This window comes from Azospirillum sp. (assembly GCF_035627195.1).
Lineage (GTDB): Bacteria > Pseudomonadota > Alphaproteobacteria > Azospirillales > Azospirillaceae > Azospirillum.
Map to the genome: position 1 here is coordinate 65326 of NZ_DASPMG010000390.1, position 13899 is coordinate 79224.

Below are 13899 nucleotides of genomic sequence, written 5' to 3' on the forward strand. Positions count from 1 at the left end.
ATCCTTGTGACCGCTGGACTTTGAGGGACCTCGGCCATGGCTACGGACAGCATTTCGTCAGCGCCCAGCGCCGGGTCCATGCTGTCGAGCGTCGGCAGCCTGCAGAACTCCATCAACGCGGCCATCAGCAGCGTGACGAAGGACAAGGGCACCGATCAGGCCGCCAAGGCCCCCGAGGTCCAGGAATTCCGCAAGGACGTCCGCAAGTCGCCCTTCAACACGCCCGGCGCTGCCACCGACATCGGCATCCTGGTCAAGAACAAAAGCCGCCTCAACGCGGTCAGTTCGCTGGCGGCCAAGGACGCGGCCGACTTCTACAAGTTCAAGGCGGTCAACCGGGGCGACCTCAGCCTGGGCCAGGTCGGCGACGAGGGGCTTCGCGTCCAGGTCATGACCAGGACCGGCGTCGTCATCGCCGACAGCAACGAGGACGCCGGCTCGCTCAACGACGCCTACAAGAAGATGAAGGACGGCGCGTACGAGGTGAGCCCCGGCGACTATGTCCTGCGCGTCTCCCGCCAAAAAGGCGTGGACGACAAGAAGGGGCTGAACTACGCGCTGCAGGTCCGGATGGGGAACTACACCCAGGACTTCGATACGGTGGCCAAGGCCCCCCGGCCCGGCGACGGCCTGCCCAACAGCTCCGCCGCCCAGCAGGGATTGCAGGACATGCTGAACACCTCGGTCAACACCATCAACAACCTGGACCCTATCGGCACGTCGGCCACGCAAAAGCTGCAGAACGCGATGGGCGGCGGCTCGATTTTCGGTGTCCGCAATCTCGGCTCGATCAAGGGCGGCAGAGTCAACCTGCTCTCCTGAGCCTCCCCCATGGCCCTGGTCCTGTTCCGCGCCGACGCCGACCCGGTGATGGGCACCGGTCACGTCATGCGCTGCTTGGCCGTGGCCGAGGCGCTGGCCGATCTGGGCCACGCCGCCCGCTTCGCCGCCGTCGCGCTGACGGCGACGCTGGAAGCGCGGCTGGCCGCCGCCGGCTTCCCGTCTCACCGGATCGACGCCCCCGCCGGCTCCGCCGCCGACGCCGGCCGCACCCTGGCCTTGGCGTCCGGGCTGGAAGCCGCCACTGTGGTGATCGACGGCTATCACTTCGACGAGGCATTCCGCGCGGCGCTGCGGGCCGGAGGCGGCCGGCGGATGGCAACCTTCGACGACCTGGGCGCGACGCCGCTTCACGCCGACGTGGTGGTCAATCCCTCGCTCCATGCCGCCGCCCTGCCGTACCACCGGCTGGCGCCGGGGGCACGGCTTCTCCTGGGGCCGAACTGCCTGCCGCTGAGGCGCGACATCCGCCGGGCCGCGCGATCGCCGGCCCCGCCGCTGCCGGAGCGCCGGGCCCTGCTCCTGAGCTTCGGCGGCTCCGACCCGTTGGGACTTACCCTGCCTTGCCTGGAACGCCTCGCCCCGGAACTGGCCGAGGGTGAGCGGCTCCTCCTCGTCGTCGGCGGCTCCGACCCGCGGGCCGGCGCGGTGCTGGCGCGCGCCGTCGCGCTGGGCGACCGCGTCGAGGCCCACCACGATACCCCCGACATGGGCGCGCTGATGGCGCGCTGCGGTCTGGCGGTGTCGGCCGGCGGCGGCACCATCGGCGAGCTGGCGGCGATCGGCGTCCCGCCGCTTGTCGTCGTGGTCGCCGACAACCAGGCGCCGGCGGCGATGGAAGCCGCCGGCCAGGGCTGGTGCCGGATGATCGACGCCCGCGGCGACGATCCGTCACGCGCCGCCGGGCGCATCGCCGCCCAGGCGCTGGCCCTGTGGCGCGCCCCGCCGACGCGCGTCGCGATGGCCGCGCGGCTGGGCGGCCGGGTTGACGGGCAGGGGGCCGAGCGCGTCGCCCGGGCGCTGGCACCTTGATTGGAGGCGGGCGGCAATTGTCCCGGCGATGTCACGCCGGGGCGGTCATTTTCGCGCCCTGGGCCAAAGCGGACGCCGGCCGGCTTGGACCTCGCGAGGCCGGCGTGCTAATTCACGAAAACCGAACCGTTCACGTGAGTCTGGTTGCCCCCATGTCCCTGTTCAGAGATCTGAAGCGTCGTCTGTCGTCCACGTTGCCCAACCGCGGCAAGGGAAGCGACGGCGCGACCGACGACGGGAACGTCCAAAGCCATGCTCTCCTGCATGAGCTGCTGCCGCAGGCGATGCAAGGCGATGCCGAGGCCCAGTACCAGCTCGGCATGATCTACGCCTCGGGCCAGAAGGTGCTGCGCGACATGGCCGACGCCGCCGCCTGGTATCGCAAGGCGGCCGAGCAGGGCCACCTGGAGGCCCAGCACCAGCTGGCCATGATCCTGCTGACCGGCCAGGGCGCCCTGCCCGCCGGCACCTTCCAGCTGCGCTGGCATCAGGCGGCGCTGGAGGCCAACAAGGCGGTGGCCCGCGCCAATCTTGATCTTTTGTACCCCAGCGGCCTGGGCGTGCCCAAGGACCCCGAGGGCGGGCTGAAGTGGCTCCATCAGGCGGCCGAGGGCGGACACGCGCAGGCCCAGTTCAGCCTGGGCCAACTCTACAGCCAGGGCCAGGGCGTGGCGAAGGACATCGAGGCCGCCGCCGGCTGGTTCCGCCGCGCCGCCGAACAGGGCAACCCCGCCGCCCAGTTCAGCCTGGCCCTCATCCACCACTTCGGGTACGGCCTGACCCCGGACCCCGCCCAGGCGGCGGTCTGGTACCGCAAGGCGGCCGAGCAGGACAACGCCAACGCCCAGTTCAATCTGGCCATCCTCTACGCCAACGGTTTGGGCGTGGAGCAGGACCACGCCGAGGCGCTGACGTGGTTCCTGAAAGTCGCCGACCAGGGCAACGTCAACGCCCAGATGAACGTCGCTTTGATGTACTCGCGCGGCCAGGGCGCCCCCCAGGACCTCGGCGAGGCCCAGGCGTGGCTGCGCCGGGCCGCCGAACAGGGGCACGGACCGGCCCATTGGTACCTGGGGCAGATGTATCTGAACGGCCAGGGCGTGCCGGCCGATCCGGCGGAGGCGGCCCAGTGGTTGCGCCGTGGCGCCGAGCTTGGCCACGCCGACTCCCAGCTCAGCATCGCCCAGCTTTACACCGAGGGCCGCGGCGTGCCGAAGGACCTGGAGGATGCCTTCGCCTGGATGAAGAAGGCGGCCGAGCAGGGGATGGCCAACGCCCAGTACAATCTGGCCCTGTGCCACTCCAAGGGCTGGGGGGTCGCGGCGAACCCGGCGGAAGCCGTCGTCTGGTTCAAGAAGGCCGCCGAGCACCGCTACGTCCAGGCCGAATTCGCGCTGGCGCAGGTCTACATCCGCGGCCTGGGCGTGGAGCGCGATTCCACCGAGTCCCTGTCCTGGTACCGCCGCGCCGCCCGCAACGGCCACGCGCTGGCGATGGCGGCGCTGGGCGAGATCTACAAGGCCGGCACCGTGGTGCCCAAGGACCTCGTCCAGGCGCACATGTGGTTCACCTTGATGATCGAACGGCTGCCCGAGGGGGCCGAGCGCTCCCGCGGGCTGGCCCAGGTCGATGAGCTGGCGACCATGATGGAGCCCGAGGAAGTCGAGGCCGCCGGCCGTCTGGTCGAGCGCTTCCACGCCTCCGGCGAACTCCCCGGCGCGCCCGAGGATGCCGCCCAGGCCCAGGCCCAGGTTCAGGTTCAGGTCCCGGCCGGGGAGGGGCCCCCGCATGGCGACGGTGCCGGGCATCCTTAAGCCGGTCGGCCTGGACGGCCGCCCGATCGGCCCCGGCCACCCGCCGTTCCTGGTGGCCGAGCTGTCGGGCAATCACGGCGGCGAGCTGGCCCGCGCGCTGGCGCTGATCGACGCCGCCAAGGCGGCCGGCGCCGACGCCGTCAAGCTCCAGACCTACACCGCCGACACCCTGACCCTGGACCACGACGGCCCCGGCTTCCTTCTGGAAGGCGGCCTGTGGCGCGGCCGCACCCTGCACGACCTCTACCGCGAGGCCCACACGCCGTGGGATTGGCACCCGGCGCTGTTCGCCCACGCCCGGTCGCTGGGCCTTGCCGTGTTCAGCGCGCCGTTCGACGCCACGGCGGTGGACCTGCTGGAGAGCCTGGGCGCCCCGGCCTACAAGATCGCCTCGTTCGAGCTGGTGGACCTGGGCCTGATCCGCCGCGCCGCCGCCACCGGCAAACCGCTGATCCTGTCCACCGGGCTTGCCACGCTGGGCGAGATCGACGAAGCGGTGGCCGCCGCCCGCGACGGCGGGGCCGACGAGCTGATCCTGCTGCACTGCGTCTCCGGCTATCCCACCCCGCCGGAGGACGCCAACCTCGCCACCCTGCCGCATCTGGCCGCCGCCTTCGGGGTGCCCGCCGGGCTGTCCGACCACACGCAGGGGCTGGCGGTGCCGGTGGCCGCCGTGGCGCTGGGGGCGGCGCTGGTTGAAAAGCACCTGTGCCTGTCGCGCGCCGACGGCGGGGTGGACGCCGCCTTCTCACTGGAGCCGGGCGAGTTCCGCGCCATGGCCGAGGCCTGCCGCGCCGCCTGGAAGGCTGTGGGCCGGGTAAACTACGGCGTGAAGCCCAGCGAGGCCGGCGGGCGCTCCTACCGCCGTTCGCTCTACGCCGTCGCCGACATCGCGGCGGGAGAGGCGTTCACGATGGCCAACGTCCGCTCGATCCGCCCGGGCTTCGGCCTTGCGCCCAAGCACTTGCCGGCGGTGCTGGCACGCCGCGCCGCCCGCGCCATCAAACGCGGCGAACCGCTTTGCTGGGAGGTGACGGCATGAACCGGCGCGTCCTCTGCGTGTCGCAGGCGCGGATGGCATCCACCCGCCTGCCCGGCAAGGTGCTGATGGACGCGGCGGGACGGCCGCTGCTGGCCCACCACCTCGACCGGCTCCGCCGCTGCCGGCGCATCGATGCGGTGGTGTTGGCGACCTCCGACGGCACCATCGATGATCCGGTGGCGGCCCTGGCCGACAGCCTGGGCGTGACGGTTTTCCGGGGCTCCGAGCACGACGTGCTGGACCGCTTCGCCGGGGCGGCGGCGCTGGACCGGGCCGAGATCGTGGTCCGGGTAACGGCCGACTGCCCGCTGATCGATCCCGCCCTGGTGGACGCCGTGGTCGGCTTCTTCCTCGCCCAGGCGGTGGACTACGCGCATCTCGACGTGTCGCTGTTCCCGCGCGGCCTCGATACCGAGGTGTTCACCCGCGCCGCCCTGATCGAGGCGGAATCGCACGCCACCGATCCGGCCGAGCGCGAGCACGTCACCCCTTACCTCTATCGCCGTCCCGATCGCTTCCGCTTGGCCTCTTTCCGGGAAGGGGCGCCGGCCCGCCACGGCGGTGAGCGCTGGTGCGTGGACGAGCCGGCCGACCTGGAACTGGTCCGGCGCCTGTTGGCGGTGCTGCCGCCCGGTTTTGGCTGGCAGGACGTTTGCAAGGTTTTGGACGATCATCCCGAGTGGACGGCGATCAACCGCGCCGTCGCCCAGAAGGATGTCGGACATTGACGAGGAGAGTGCCATGAACCGGCCGGAATTTTTGCGGGCGCTGGACGAGCTGCTGGAACTGGACCCCGGCACCCTGAAGGGCGACGAGGTCCTGGAGGCGCTGGAATCCTGGGATTCGCTGGCGGTGATCAGCTTCATCGCCCTGGTGGACGAGACGTTCGGCACCGTGGTGGCGGGCGAAAAGCTGGCCAAGGCGGCGACCATCGCCGACCTGCTGGAACTGGCGGGCGTAGCCGAGACGGCGTGATTCCTCGCCCTCCCTTCGTCATGGCCGGGCTTGACCCGCGCATGACGACTTAAGAGCAGGCCCACCCATGCAAACCCCCATGCACCTCACCGGCCGCCATGTGCTGGTCACCGGCGCGTCCGCCGGGATCGGCCGGGCGACGGCCGTGCTGCTGTCGCGGCTGGGCGCGCGGGTGACGCTGACCGGGCGCGACGAGACCCGATTGGCCGACACCCTGGCCGAGCTGGCGGGGGATGGTCATCGGATGGCCGCCTTCGACCTCGCCGACATCGACGCCATCCCGGCCTGGATCAAGGAGCTGGCGACATCGCACGGCCCGTTCGGCGGGCTGGCGCATTGCGCCGGGTTGCAGGTGTCCAAGCCGGTGCGCGGCGTCGATCTCGCCTTCTTCGACCAGATCCTGCACGTCAACCTCGCCAGCGCCCTGGCCCTGGCGCGCGGCCTGCGGCAGAAGGGCTGCCATGGCGACGCCGGCGCGCTGGTCTACGTCGCCTCGGTGGCGGCGTGGGTCGGCCAGCCCGGCAACGCGGTCTACGCCGCCTCCAAGGGCGGGCTGATCTCGGCGGTGCGCTCGCTCGCCATGGAACTGCTGCGCGACGGGCTGCGCGTCAACGCCGTCGCCCCTGGCCTCGTCGAAACCGAGATGACCGAGCGGTTCCGCGCCACCACCACGGCCGAGCAGTTCCAGGCTATCGTCGACCGCCATCCGCTGGGCCTGGGTAAGCCCGAAGACGTCGCCAACGCCGTCGCCTTCCTGCTGTCCGACGCCAGCCGGTGGATTACCGGCGTCACCCTGCCGGTGGACGGGGGCCATCTTGTCCGCTGAGCACCTGACCCTGCGCCTGCGCCGGCACAAACTCGACCTGGCCGGCGGCCCGGCCGGCTGGCTGGCGCTGGGCGACGGTGCCGGGGTGCCGGCGGTGCTGGTGCATGGTTTTGCCGGCGACCTCACCTCCTGGCAGTTCAATATGACGGCACTGTCCCACCGGCGCCGTGTCATCGCCATCGACCTGCCCGGCCATGGCGTCTCGACCCCCGACGTCGCGGGCGGCGACGTGCGCGCCTTCGCCCCGTGGCTGGTGCGGGTGCTGGACGCCCTGGGCCTGGAGCGCGTCCATCTCGTCGGCCACTCCATGGGTGGCCGGGTGGCGCTGGAACTGGCCATCCAGGCGCCCGAGCGGGCGGCCAGCCTGTCGCTGCTGGCGCCGGCCGGCATCTATGCCGGTTTCGATCTGGCCTTCCTGCGCCGCCTGCTCGCCGTGCGCGAACCGCAGGAGGCCGAGGCGTGCGTCGCCCGGCTGTTCGCGCGGCCGACGCCGTATGCCGCCGTGCTGGCCCGGGGCCTTGTCGCCCGGCTGACGGTGCCGGGGTTCCGCGAACCGCTGGCGGCGATCCTGGAGGCGTCCTTTGCCGCCCCGCCGCCCGGCCCCGACCTCGACCGGCTGGCCTGCCCGCTCCAGCTCATCTGGGGGGCCGAGGACACGGTGATCCCGGTGCCGCCGCCGGAGTGTCGGCCCGCCCTCGCGCCTTTCCATCTTTTGCAGAGTGTCGGCCACCTGCCGCATCTGGAGGCGGCCAGCCGGGTCAACGGGTTGCTCGGCACCTTCTTCGCGCAAGCCGGGGAGGGGTGATTCCATGCCGTTCCGCTTTCGTCGGCCTACCCTCGAAGATGCCCCCCTCCTGCTCGACTGGCGCACCCGGCCCGACATCACCCGTTATATGTACACCGATATGACGCAGGACCTCGACCGCCAGCGCGACTGGCTCAAGGCGTGCGAAACACGCAATGATTTCAAGCACTTCATCATTGAGGCGGAGGGCGAGCCGGCCGGCTATCTGAATTACGCCGAGATCGACCGGACCCACCGGCGGTGTTCCTCGGGCTCGTATCTGACCGATTCTTCGAGGGTCCGCCGACTCGCGGGCTTTCTCTACCCGTTCATCCTCGACTATTGCTTCTTCGGGATGACGATGCACAAGCTGGTCAATACCTTCCTCGAAGGCAACGACAAGGTGATCCGGCTGCAAAGACTTCTGAGATTCCGTGAAGTCGGAGTCTTCCGCCAGCACATCCACAAATACGGCCGCTGGCACGATGTCACCGTGTTCGAGATGCTGTGCGAGGAATGGGAAGCCCGACCGCGTCTTTTTCCCGTCGAACACACGCTCGCCGCCTTCGAGGAATGAGAACCACCATGACACCGTTGGAGCTGGTCATCGCTGAGGCCGCCCGCATCATCGAAGACAAAGGCGAAACCGTTCCTTCGCTTGGATCGGACACCGCCTTCCTCGATGGTGATCTGCCCTTCGATTCCTTGGATCTCGCCACGCTGGTGGTGGTGCTGGAACAGAAGACCGGCCGCGATCCCTTCCGCGAGGGGCTGCGCCAGTTCCGCACCGTGGGCGAGCTGGCGGCCCTTTATGCCCCCCTTCACGCCCCATGACGGCGTTCCGGCCCGACCCGCGCTTCCGGCTGGTCGAGGGAGGGGCGACGATTCCATGGGGCCATCTGCTCGCCCTGGCCGACCGTCTGACGCCGGAACTGGCCCATGCCGGCGGTCGCGCCGCGGTGGCGCCGGGCTCGGTCGCTACTTTGATCGGCGCCCTGATCGCCGCCGAGCGGTGCGGTATCGAAGTTTTTCCGTGTCGCCCGGACCTCGAACCGAGCGCCCAGGCGGTCATCCATCCCGACGGCGCGGTCGAGGGTCGGGGAACAGCTCCGCTCCCCGGCTTTTCCCTGCTGCTGGCCACTTCCGGCACCACCGGCACGCCCAAGCTGGCCCGCCACGACCTTACCCGCCTGACCGGCCGGCTGCGCCGCACGGCGCCGGACGCCCGCTGGCTCCTGACCTTCGATCCCGCCGGATTCGCCGGGCTTCAGGTGATCCTGACGGCGCTGCTCTCCGGCGCCACCCTGGTGGCTCTGCCCGGCGCGGATGCCGCCACCCTGGCTGTGGGCGCCGGGGCGCACGCCGTCACCCACGCCAGCGGCACGCCCAGCTTCTGGCGGGCCTTCCTGATGGCCGCCCCCGCCCCGCCCCCGCCGCTCGCCTCCATCACCCTGGGCGGCGAGGCGGCCGATCAGGCCACCCTCGACCGGCTGGCCGCCGCCTTCCCCGCCGCCAAAATCCGCCATCTCTACGCCTCCACCGAGGCCGGGGCGGCGTTCTCGGTCACCGATGGCCGGGCCGGTTTTCCAGCGGCATGGCTGGACAGCGGGGTGGACGGCGTGAGCCTGCGCATCCGCGACGGGCTGCTGGACATCCGCAGCCCCCGGGGCATGCTCGATTATGTCGGCGGAATGTCGAAGCCGCTGGCCGAGGACGGCTGGCTGGCCACCGGCGACCGGGTGACGGTGGAAGGCGACCGGGTGCTGTTCGCCGGCCGGGCCGACGGCGTGATCAACGTCGGCGGCGTCAAGGTGGCGCCGGAAGTGGTGGAAACCGCGCTGCTGGCGGTGCCCGGCGTGGCCGACGCGCTGGTGCGGGCGTCGCCCAGCCCGGTCACCGGCCATATCCTGACCGCCGAGGTGGCTTTGGTGCCGGGAACGGACGAGGCGGCGGTGCGGGCGGCGCTGCGCGCGGCGTTGGGGCTTCTGCCGCCCGCCTTCCGGCCGCGCCGGATCGACGTGGTGACGGGCATCGATCTGTCGGCATCGGGCAAGAAGCAACGGGGAAACGCGCCATGCGCCACGTAATCGTTACCGGCGGCAGCCGGGGCCTGGGCCTGGGCCTGGTGGAAGGGTTGCTGGCCGAAGGCTATTGGGTCTCGACATGCAGCCGCCGCCCGTCGGATGAACTTCAACACCTGCACGGTCCCCGCCTGTTCTGGCAGGCCGCCGACATGACCGACGGCGACAGCGTTATCCGCTTCGTCGAAGCGGCGGCGACCTGGGGAGTCGAGGGTGGAGCGACACTTTGGGGCCTCGTCAACAACGCCGGCATCGCGCGCGAAGGCATCCTCGCCACCTTCCCCGACGCCGAGACGGCGGCGGTGATCCAGACCAATCTGGTGGGGGCCATCCAGACCGCCCGCACCGTGCTGCGCCACCTGCTGCGCCAGGGCGGGGCGGGGCGGATCGTCAACATCTCCTCGATCATCGGCCTGCGCGGCTACACCGGCCTTGCCGCCTATTCCGCCTCCAAGGCCGGGCTGGACGGGCTGACCCGCGCGCTGGCCCGCGAGGTCGGGCGGCGCGGTATCACCGTCAATTCGGTCGCCCCGGGCTATCTCGACACCGAGATGTCGGGCACGCTGTCGGCCGAGCAGCGCCGCCAGATCGTCCGCCGCACGCCGCTCGGCCGGCTGGGCACTGCCGCCGACGTGGAGCCGGTGGTGCGCTTCCTGCTGTCCGACGCCGCCGCCTTCATCACCGGCCAGACCCTGGTGGTGGACGGCGGCATCACCGGCTGAGCAAAGGCGGCCCCATGAAGCTCGTCATCGAAGGCTGGCGCCACACGCTGCATTCCTTCTGCGTGGTCAACCACTTCCACCTGCTGGAACTGGCGCGGCGGCCGGACATCCTCGTCCATCATCGCGACCGTCCTTACTACGGCGCCTCGTGGCGGCCGATGGCCGGGCTGTTCTCGACCGCCGAGGAGGCCATCCTCAACGCCGTCCATCCGCCGCCCGAGGGGTTCGCCGCCGACGTCTGCCTGCGCCTGGCCATCCCCTACGACTTCTCCCCCACCGACGCCCGCCGGCTGGTGGTGTTCGCGACCTCGGACGCCGGCCAGTTTCCCGCCGACATGATCGTGGGCGGCCGCCTCCTGGCCGAGGCCCATCGGGACAGCGGCGCCCTGATCATCACCCCGTCCTCGTGGTCCAAGGCGGGGCTGGCGGCCGCCGGCGCCGACCCGGAACGTGTCGCCGTGGTCCCCCACGGCGTCGATACCGACCGCTTCCGCCCCGCCGATCCGGACTACCGGCGCCGGGCGCGCCAGGTGCTGGGCTGGGAGGGGAAGTTCGTCTTCCTCAACGTCGGCGCCATGTCGGGCAACAAGGGCATTTACCATATCGGCCGGACGCTGGCGGCGCTGGTGCCCGAGCATCCCGATATCCTGCTGTTCCTCAAGGGGGCGGACCACACCTACCGCTCGCAGGAAGGGCTGCAGGAAAGCCTGAGCGTGCTGACCCCGGCGGAGCGCGCCCGGCTCGACGGCCGCATCCTCTACAACGGCGGGCCGGTCCCCTTCGCCGACATGGCGATGCTGTATCGGGCGGCCGACGCCTACATCGCTCCCTACTCGGCGGAAGGCTTCAACATGCCGGTGCTGGAGGCGATGGCCTGCGGCCTGCCGGTGATCTGCACCGGCGGCGGCCCGACCGATGATTTCCTCCATCCCGAGGCGGCGTTGCGCATCGACAGCCGCGTCCAGCGCCTGCCGGACGGCGGCCGCGTGCTGCTGATCGACCCCGGCCACCTGACCGCGCTGACAGCGCGGGCGATCGAGGACGCGGCATGGCGCGAACGCGCCGCCTCCGTCGGCCCGGCCTGGGTGGCGGAGCGTTACTCCTGGGCGCGGGTTGTCGACCGCCTGCTGGAGGCGTGCCGGTTGTGATCGCGGGTGCCCCTTGTACCCAATTCCGATGAGGGGGCGAAACGCATCACCCGAAAATAAAATCGTCGGCGCCGAGCGAGGCCGCCTTCGTGCCGGTCAGGCGGATGGAGGTGCCGGCGAACCAGATCATCGCGTTGCCGTCGCTGTCGGCGATCGTCAGGTCCGCAAGGGCGGTGATGCCCGCCGCCGTCATGTTGATCCGGTCGTCCGTCGTTTTCCCGGTGTCGGCGAAATCGGTGATGATGTCGGTCCCGCCGGCATCCCCGAACATGAAGACGTCGGCCCCGGCCCCGCCGGTCAGGGTGTCGTCGCCCGCCCCGCCGCTCAGGGTGTCGTTACCGGCCCCGCCGTTCAGGCTGTTCTCCGCCTCGTTCCCGGTCAGCCGGTTGCCGAGGCCGTTGCCGATGCCGTGCGCCACCGTCGTGCCGCCCAGGATCAGGCTCTCGACATTGGTGGGCAGCGTCAGGGTGAAGTCGGCGATGATGGTATCCACGCCCTGGCCCGACGCCTCCACCACTGCGTCGCGCACGCTGTCGATATAATAGATGTCGTCGCCCGCGCCGCCGACCAGACGGTCATTGCCCGCACCGCCGGTCAGGGCGTCGTTGCCGGCGCCGCCCGTCAGGGTGTCGTTGCCATCGCCGCCGTTGAGCATGTTGTCGCCGCCGTCCCCGGTCAGCCGGTCGCCGCCGCTCCCGCCGACCAGATTCTCCACCTCCAGGAAGGTGTCGAAGCCGTCGCCGCCGGCGATGGTTTGCGCCGCGGCCGTGGCCAGGGACAAGGTCAGGGCCAGCGTGGCGGTACCATAATAGGCCGTATCGCTGCCGTCGCCGCCGACCAGGGTGTCGTTGCCGGTGCCGCCGATCAGGATGTCGTCGCCGAAGCCGCCGTCGAGGCTGTCGTTGCCGTCGCCGCCGACCAGAGTGTCGTCGCCCGAGCCGCCGTCGAGGGTGTCGCCGCCGCCGCCGCCGTCGAGAACGTCGTTGTCCTCCTCGCCGATCAGGAGATCGATACCATCGTTGCCGAACAGGGTATCGGCCCCGTCCAGGCCGGTGATGGTGTCGTCGCCGGTACCGCCGTCGATGCTCTCGGCCGCTCCGGTGCCGGTCACGTCATCCGAACCGCTCGTCGGCGTGGTGACGGCGGTCGAGGACGACGAGGCCAGGGCGGCGAGGAAGATGTCCGAGACGCGGTTGGTGTCCTGGTCGATGATGTTGGTCGCCGAACTCTCGAACACGATGGAGCGGCCATCGCCGGCCAGCATGGTCGCGGTGCTGGCGCCATCGGGCGGGAAGGCGGCGCTGTAGGGGCCGGCGGAGACGCGGGTGAGCGTGTTGCCCTGGAGGTCGCGCACGAACACCGTCCAGCGCCCGGCCGTGTCCTCGCTGATCAGGTTGGTCGCCAGGCTCTGGAAGGCGATGAGGCGCCCGTTGTCGGACAAGGAGGGAGCCCCCGCCCAGTCGTTGGGTTCGGTGCCCAGGGCAACCCGGGTGGTGGCGCGGGTATAAAGGTCGTGAATGAAGACGTCCGGGGCCTTGTTGCGGTCGCCGCCGTCCTCCTCGGGCACCAGGTTGGAGGCGGTGCTGGTGAAGGCGACGTAGCGGCCGTTGCCCGAGATGGCGGCCTCGTACGACATGCCCCGCGCCTGGGCGCCGTCGCTGTCCACCGAGACGCGCCGGAGGGCGCGGGTCCGCGTGTCGTAGACGAAAACGTCCACCTGCCCGTTGGTGTCGCCCGCCACGAGATTGGCGGCGGCGCTGGTGAAGGCGACGTAGCGGCCGTCGTCGGAGATGACCGGCCGGGACGACGGCCCGTTGGGCTGGGAGCCGCCGATGCCGTTGGTCACCCGGACGGTGGTGCCGGCCAGGGTGTCGCGCAGGAAAAGGTCGGGTTGCCGGTTGCCGTCGCCGCTCACCAGATTGGCGGCGGCACTTTCAAACACGACGTAGCGGCCATCGGCCGATACCGCCGGGTTGATGCACCAGCCGTCGGCCTCCTCGCCGGAGGCATTGACCGACACCCGCGTCGTGACGCCGGTCGTCAGGTCCTTGAGGAAAACGTCGTGGGTCCGGTTGGTGTCACCCTCCACCAGATTGGCGGCCAGGCTCTGAAACACCACGTATCCGCCGTTGCCGGCGATGCGGGCGTTGAGCGACAGGTTGTTGGCCTCCACGCCGCCGGAATCGACGGATACCCGGGCAACGATGCCGGTTTCCGTATCGGTCAGGAAGATGTCGCTACGGGAATTGGTGTCGCCCTCGACCAGATTGGCGGCATGGCTGGTGAACACCACATAGCGCCCGTCATCGGAAACCGACGCCTGGGTCGAGGCTCCGGCGGCCTGGGTTCCGCTCGCGGTGACGGAGGGGCGGCGAAGAGCCATGGCCTCTTTCCTGATGGCCGGTTGGCGGGTCCGAAGGAACCCACCCCCGAGGGTAGCCCACCGACGGGCACCGGATCAACCCGCACAGGCAAGGCCTACAAAGGCGTCTCTCCGGCGCACCAGTTCCGCCACAGGGCGCGCATGGTCTGCTCGAACTGGCGGGCAAAGCCGGCGCCGTCGCACAGCGGCGAGGCCCGCAGCCGGCCGCGCAGGTCCTGGCGGTAGCGCTCCAGCCGCTCCCTGTCGCCGGCC

At 70.7% G+C, this 13899-nt stretch carries 14 protein-coding genes; 13 read left to right on the top strand and 1 reads right to left on the bottom strand.

From position 1 onward, the window contains the following. Positions 1–36 precede the first annotated feature (36 nt). The 13 genes from VED21_RS33930 to VED21_RS33990 all read left to right on the top strand — a co-directional run bounded on the left by VED21_RS33930 (position 37) and on the right by VED21_RS33990 (position 11264). On the top strand, positions 37–822 hold the full coding sequence (locus tag VED21_RS33930; RefSeq protein WP_324890341.1) for a hypothetical protein: 786 nt from the start codon (positions 37–39) through the stop codon (positions 820–822). 9 nt (positions 823–831) lie between these two features. Then, positions 832–1872 (top strand): UDP-2,4-diacetamido-2,4,6-trideoxy-beta-L-altropyranose hydrolase, encoded by a 1041-nt coding sequence (gene pseG, locus VED21_RS33935; RefSeq protein WP_324890342.1) that lies wholly within the window; start codon positions 832–834, stop codon positions 1870–1872. Between the two features lie 152 nt (positions 1873–2024). Next, positions 2025–3686, top strand: coding sequence for an SEL1-like repeat protein (locus VED21_RS33940; protein ID WP_324890343.1), 1662 nt, complete (start codon positions 2025–2027; stop codon positions 3684–3686). Beyond that, positions 3661–4728, top strand: a complete 1068-nt coding sequence (gene pseI / locus VED21_RS33945) for a pseudaminic acid synthase (protein WP_324890344.1) — start codon at positions 3661–3663, stop codon at positions 4726–4728. The genes VED21_RS33940 and pseI overlap by 26 nt, the downstream gene beginning before the upstream one ends. After that, a complete protein-coding gene (locus VED21_RS33950) occupies positions 4725–5456 on the top strand; it encodes a glycosyltransferase family protein (RefSeq protein ID WP_324890345.1) in 732 nt (243 codons plus the stop codon). Before pseI ends, VED21_RS33950 begins: the two co-directional genes overlap by 4 nt. Before the next feature lie 13 nt (positions 5457–5469). Beyond that, entirely contained in the window at positions 5470–5703 is a 234-nt protein-coding gene (locus VED21_RS33955; protein WP_324890346.1) for a phosphopantetheine-binding protein, read from the top strand. Between the two features lie 67 nt (positions 5704–5770). Further along, the gene (locus VED21_RS33960; RefSeq protein ID WP_324890347.1) at positions 5771–6529 is read left to right on the top strand and encodes an SDR family NAD(P)-dependent oxidoreductase; all 759 of its coding nucleotides are present in this window, start codon (positions 5771–5773) and stop codon (positions 6527–6529) included. Further along, the gene (locus VED21_RS33965) at positions 6519–7334 is read left to right on the top strand and encodes an alpha/beta fold hydrolase (protein WP_324890348.1); all 816 of its coding nucleotides are present in this window, start codon (positions 6519–6521) and stop codon (positions 7332–7334) included. The genes VED21_RS33960 and VED21_RS33965 overlap by 11 nt, the downstream gene beginning before the upstream one ends. A gap of 4 nt (positions 7335–7338) precedes the next feature. After that, complete coding sequence (locus tag VED21_RS33970) at positions 7339–7890, top strand: GNAT family N-acetyltransferase (protein ID WP_324890349.1); 552 nt, start codon at positions 7339–7341, stop codon at positions 7888–7890. Between the two features lie 8 nt (positions 7891–7898). Next, entirely contained in the window at positions 7899–8147 is a 249-nt protein-coding gene (locus VED21_RS33975) for an acyl carrier protein (RefSeq protein WP_324890350.1), read from the top strand. Next, entirely contained in the window at positions 8144–9400 is a 1257-nt protein-coding gene (locus VED21_RS33980; RefSeq protein WP_324890351.1) for an AMP-binding protein, read from the top strand. Before VED21_RS33975 ends, VED21_RS33980 begins: the two co-directional genes overlap by 4 nt. Continuing rightward, positions 9388–10116 carry an SDR family NAD(P)-dependent oxidoreductase gene (locus VED21_RS33985; protein ID WP_324890352.1) on the top strand — a complete coding sequence of 243 codons (729 nt, stop codon included), beginning with the start codon at positions 9388–9390 and terminating at the stop codon, positions 10114–10116. Before VED21_RS33980 ends, VED21_RS33985 begins: the two co-directional genes overlap by 13 nt. A 14-nt stretch (positions 10117–10130) precedes the next feature. Next, complete coding sequence (locus VED21_RS33990) at positions 10131–11264, top strand: glycosyltransferase family 4 protein (protein WP_324890353.1); 1134 nt, start codon at positions 10131–10133, stop codon at positions 11262–11264. Positions 11265–11310: 46 nt separating this feature from the next. Here the strand turns inward: VED21_RS33990 and VED21_RS33995 are convergent, their stop codons facing one another. Beyond that, positions 11311–13647, bottom strand: coding sequence for a hypothetical protein (locus VED21_RS33995; RefSeq protein WP_324890354.1), 2337 nt, complete (start codon positions 13645–13647; stop codon positions 11311–11313). Positions 13648–13899: the final 252 nt, after the last annotated feature.

Bases quoted from the DNA above. Each gene is read 5' to 3' on its own strand.
- VED21_RS33930 (WP_324890341.1), top strand. From the start codon at position 37: ATGGCTACGGACAGCATTTCGTCAGCGCCCAGCGCCGGGTCCATGCTG.
- pseG (WP_324890342.1), top strand. From the start codon at position 832: ATGGCCCTGGTCCTGTTCCGCGCCGACGCCGACCCGGTGATGGGCACC.
- VED21_RS33940 (WP_324890343.1), top strand. From the start codon at position 2,025: ATGTCCCTGTTCAGAGATCTGAAGCGTCGTCTGTCGTCCACGTTGCCC.
- pseI (WP_324890344.1), top strand. From the start codon at position 3,661: ATGGCGACGGTGCCGGGCATCCTTAAGCCGGTCGGCCTGGACGGCCGC.
- VED21_RS33950 (WP_324890345.1), top strand. From the start codon at position 4,725: ATGAACCGGCGCGTCCTCTGCGTGTCGCAGGCGCGGATGGCATCCACC.
- VED21_RS33955 (WP_324890346.1), top strand. From the start codon at position 5,470: ATGAACCGGCCGGAATTTTTGCGGGCGCTGGACGAGCTGCTGGAACTG.
- VED21_RS33960 (WP_324890347.1), top strand. From the start codon at position 5,771: ATGCAAACCCCCATGCACCTCACCGGCCGCCATGTGCTGGTCACCGGC.
- VED21_RS33970 (WP_324890349.1), top strand. From the start codon at position 7,339: ATGCCGTTCCGCTTTCGTCGGCCTACCCTCGAAGATGCCCCCCTCCTG.
- VED21_RS33975 (WP_324890350.1), top strand. From the start codon at position 7,899: ATGACACCGTTGGAGCTGGTCATCGCTGAGGCCGCCCGCATCATCGAA.
- VED21_RS33980 (WP_324890351.1), top strand. From the start codon at position 8,144: ATGACGGCGTTCCGGCCCGACCCGCGCTTCCGGCTGGTCGAGGGAGGG.
- VED21_RS33985 (WP_324890352.1), top strand. From the start codon at position 9,388: ATGCGCCACGTAATCGTTACCGGCGGCAGCCGGGGCCTGGGCCTGGGC.
- VED21_RS33990 (WP_324890353.1), top strand. From the start codon at position 10,131: ATGAAGCTCGTCATCGAAGGCTGGCGCCACACGCTGCATTCCTTCTGC.
- VED21_RS33995 (WP_324890354.1), bottom strand. From the start codon at position 13,647: ATGGCTCTTCGCCGCCCCTCCGTCACCGCGAGCGGAACCCAGGCCGCC.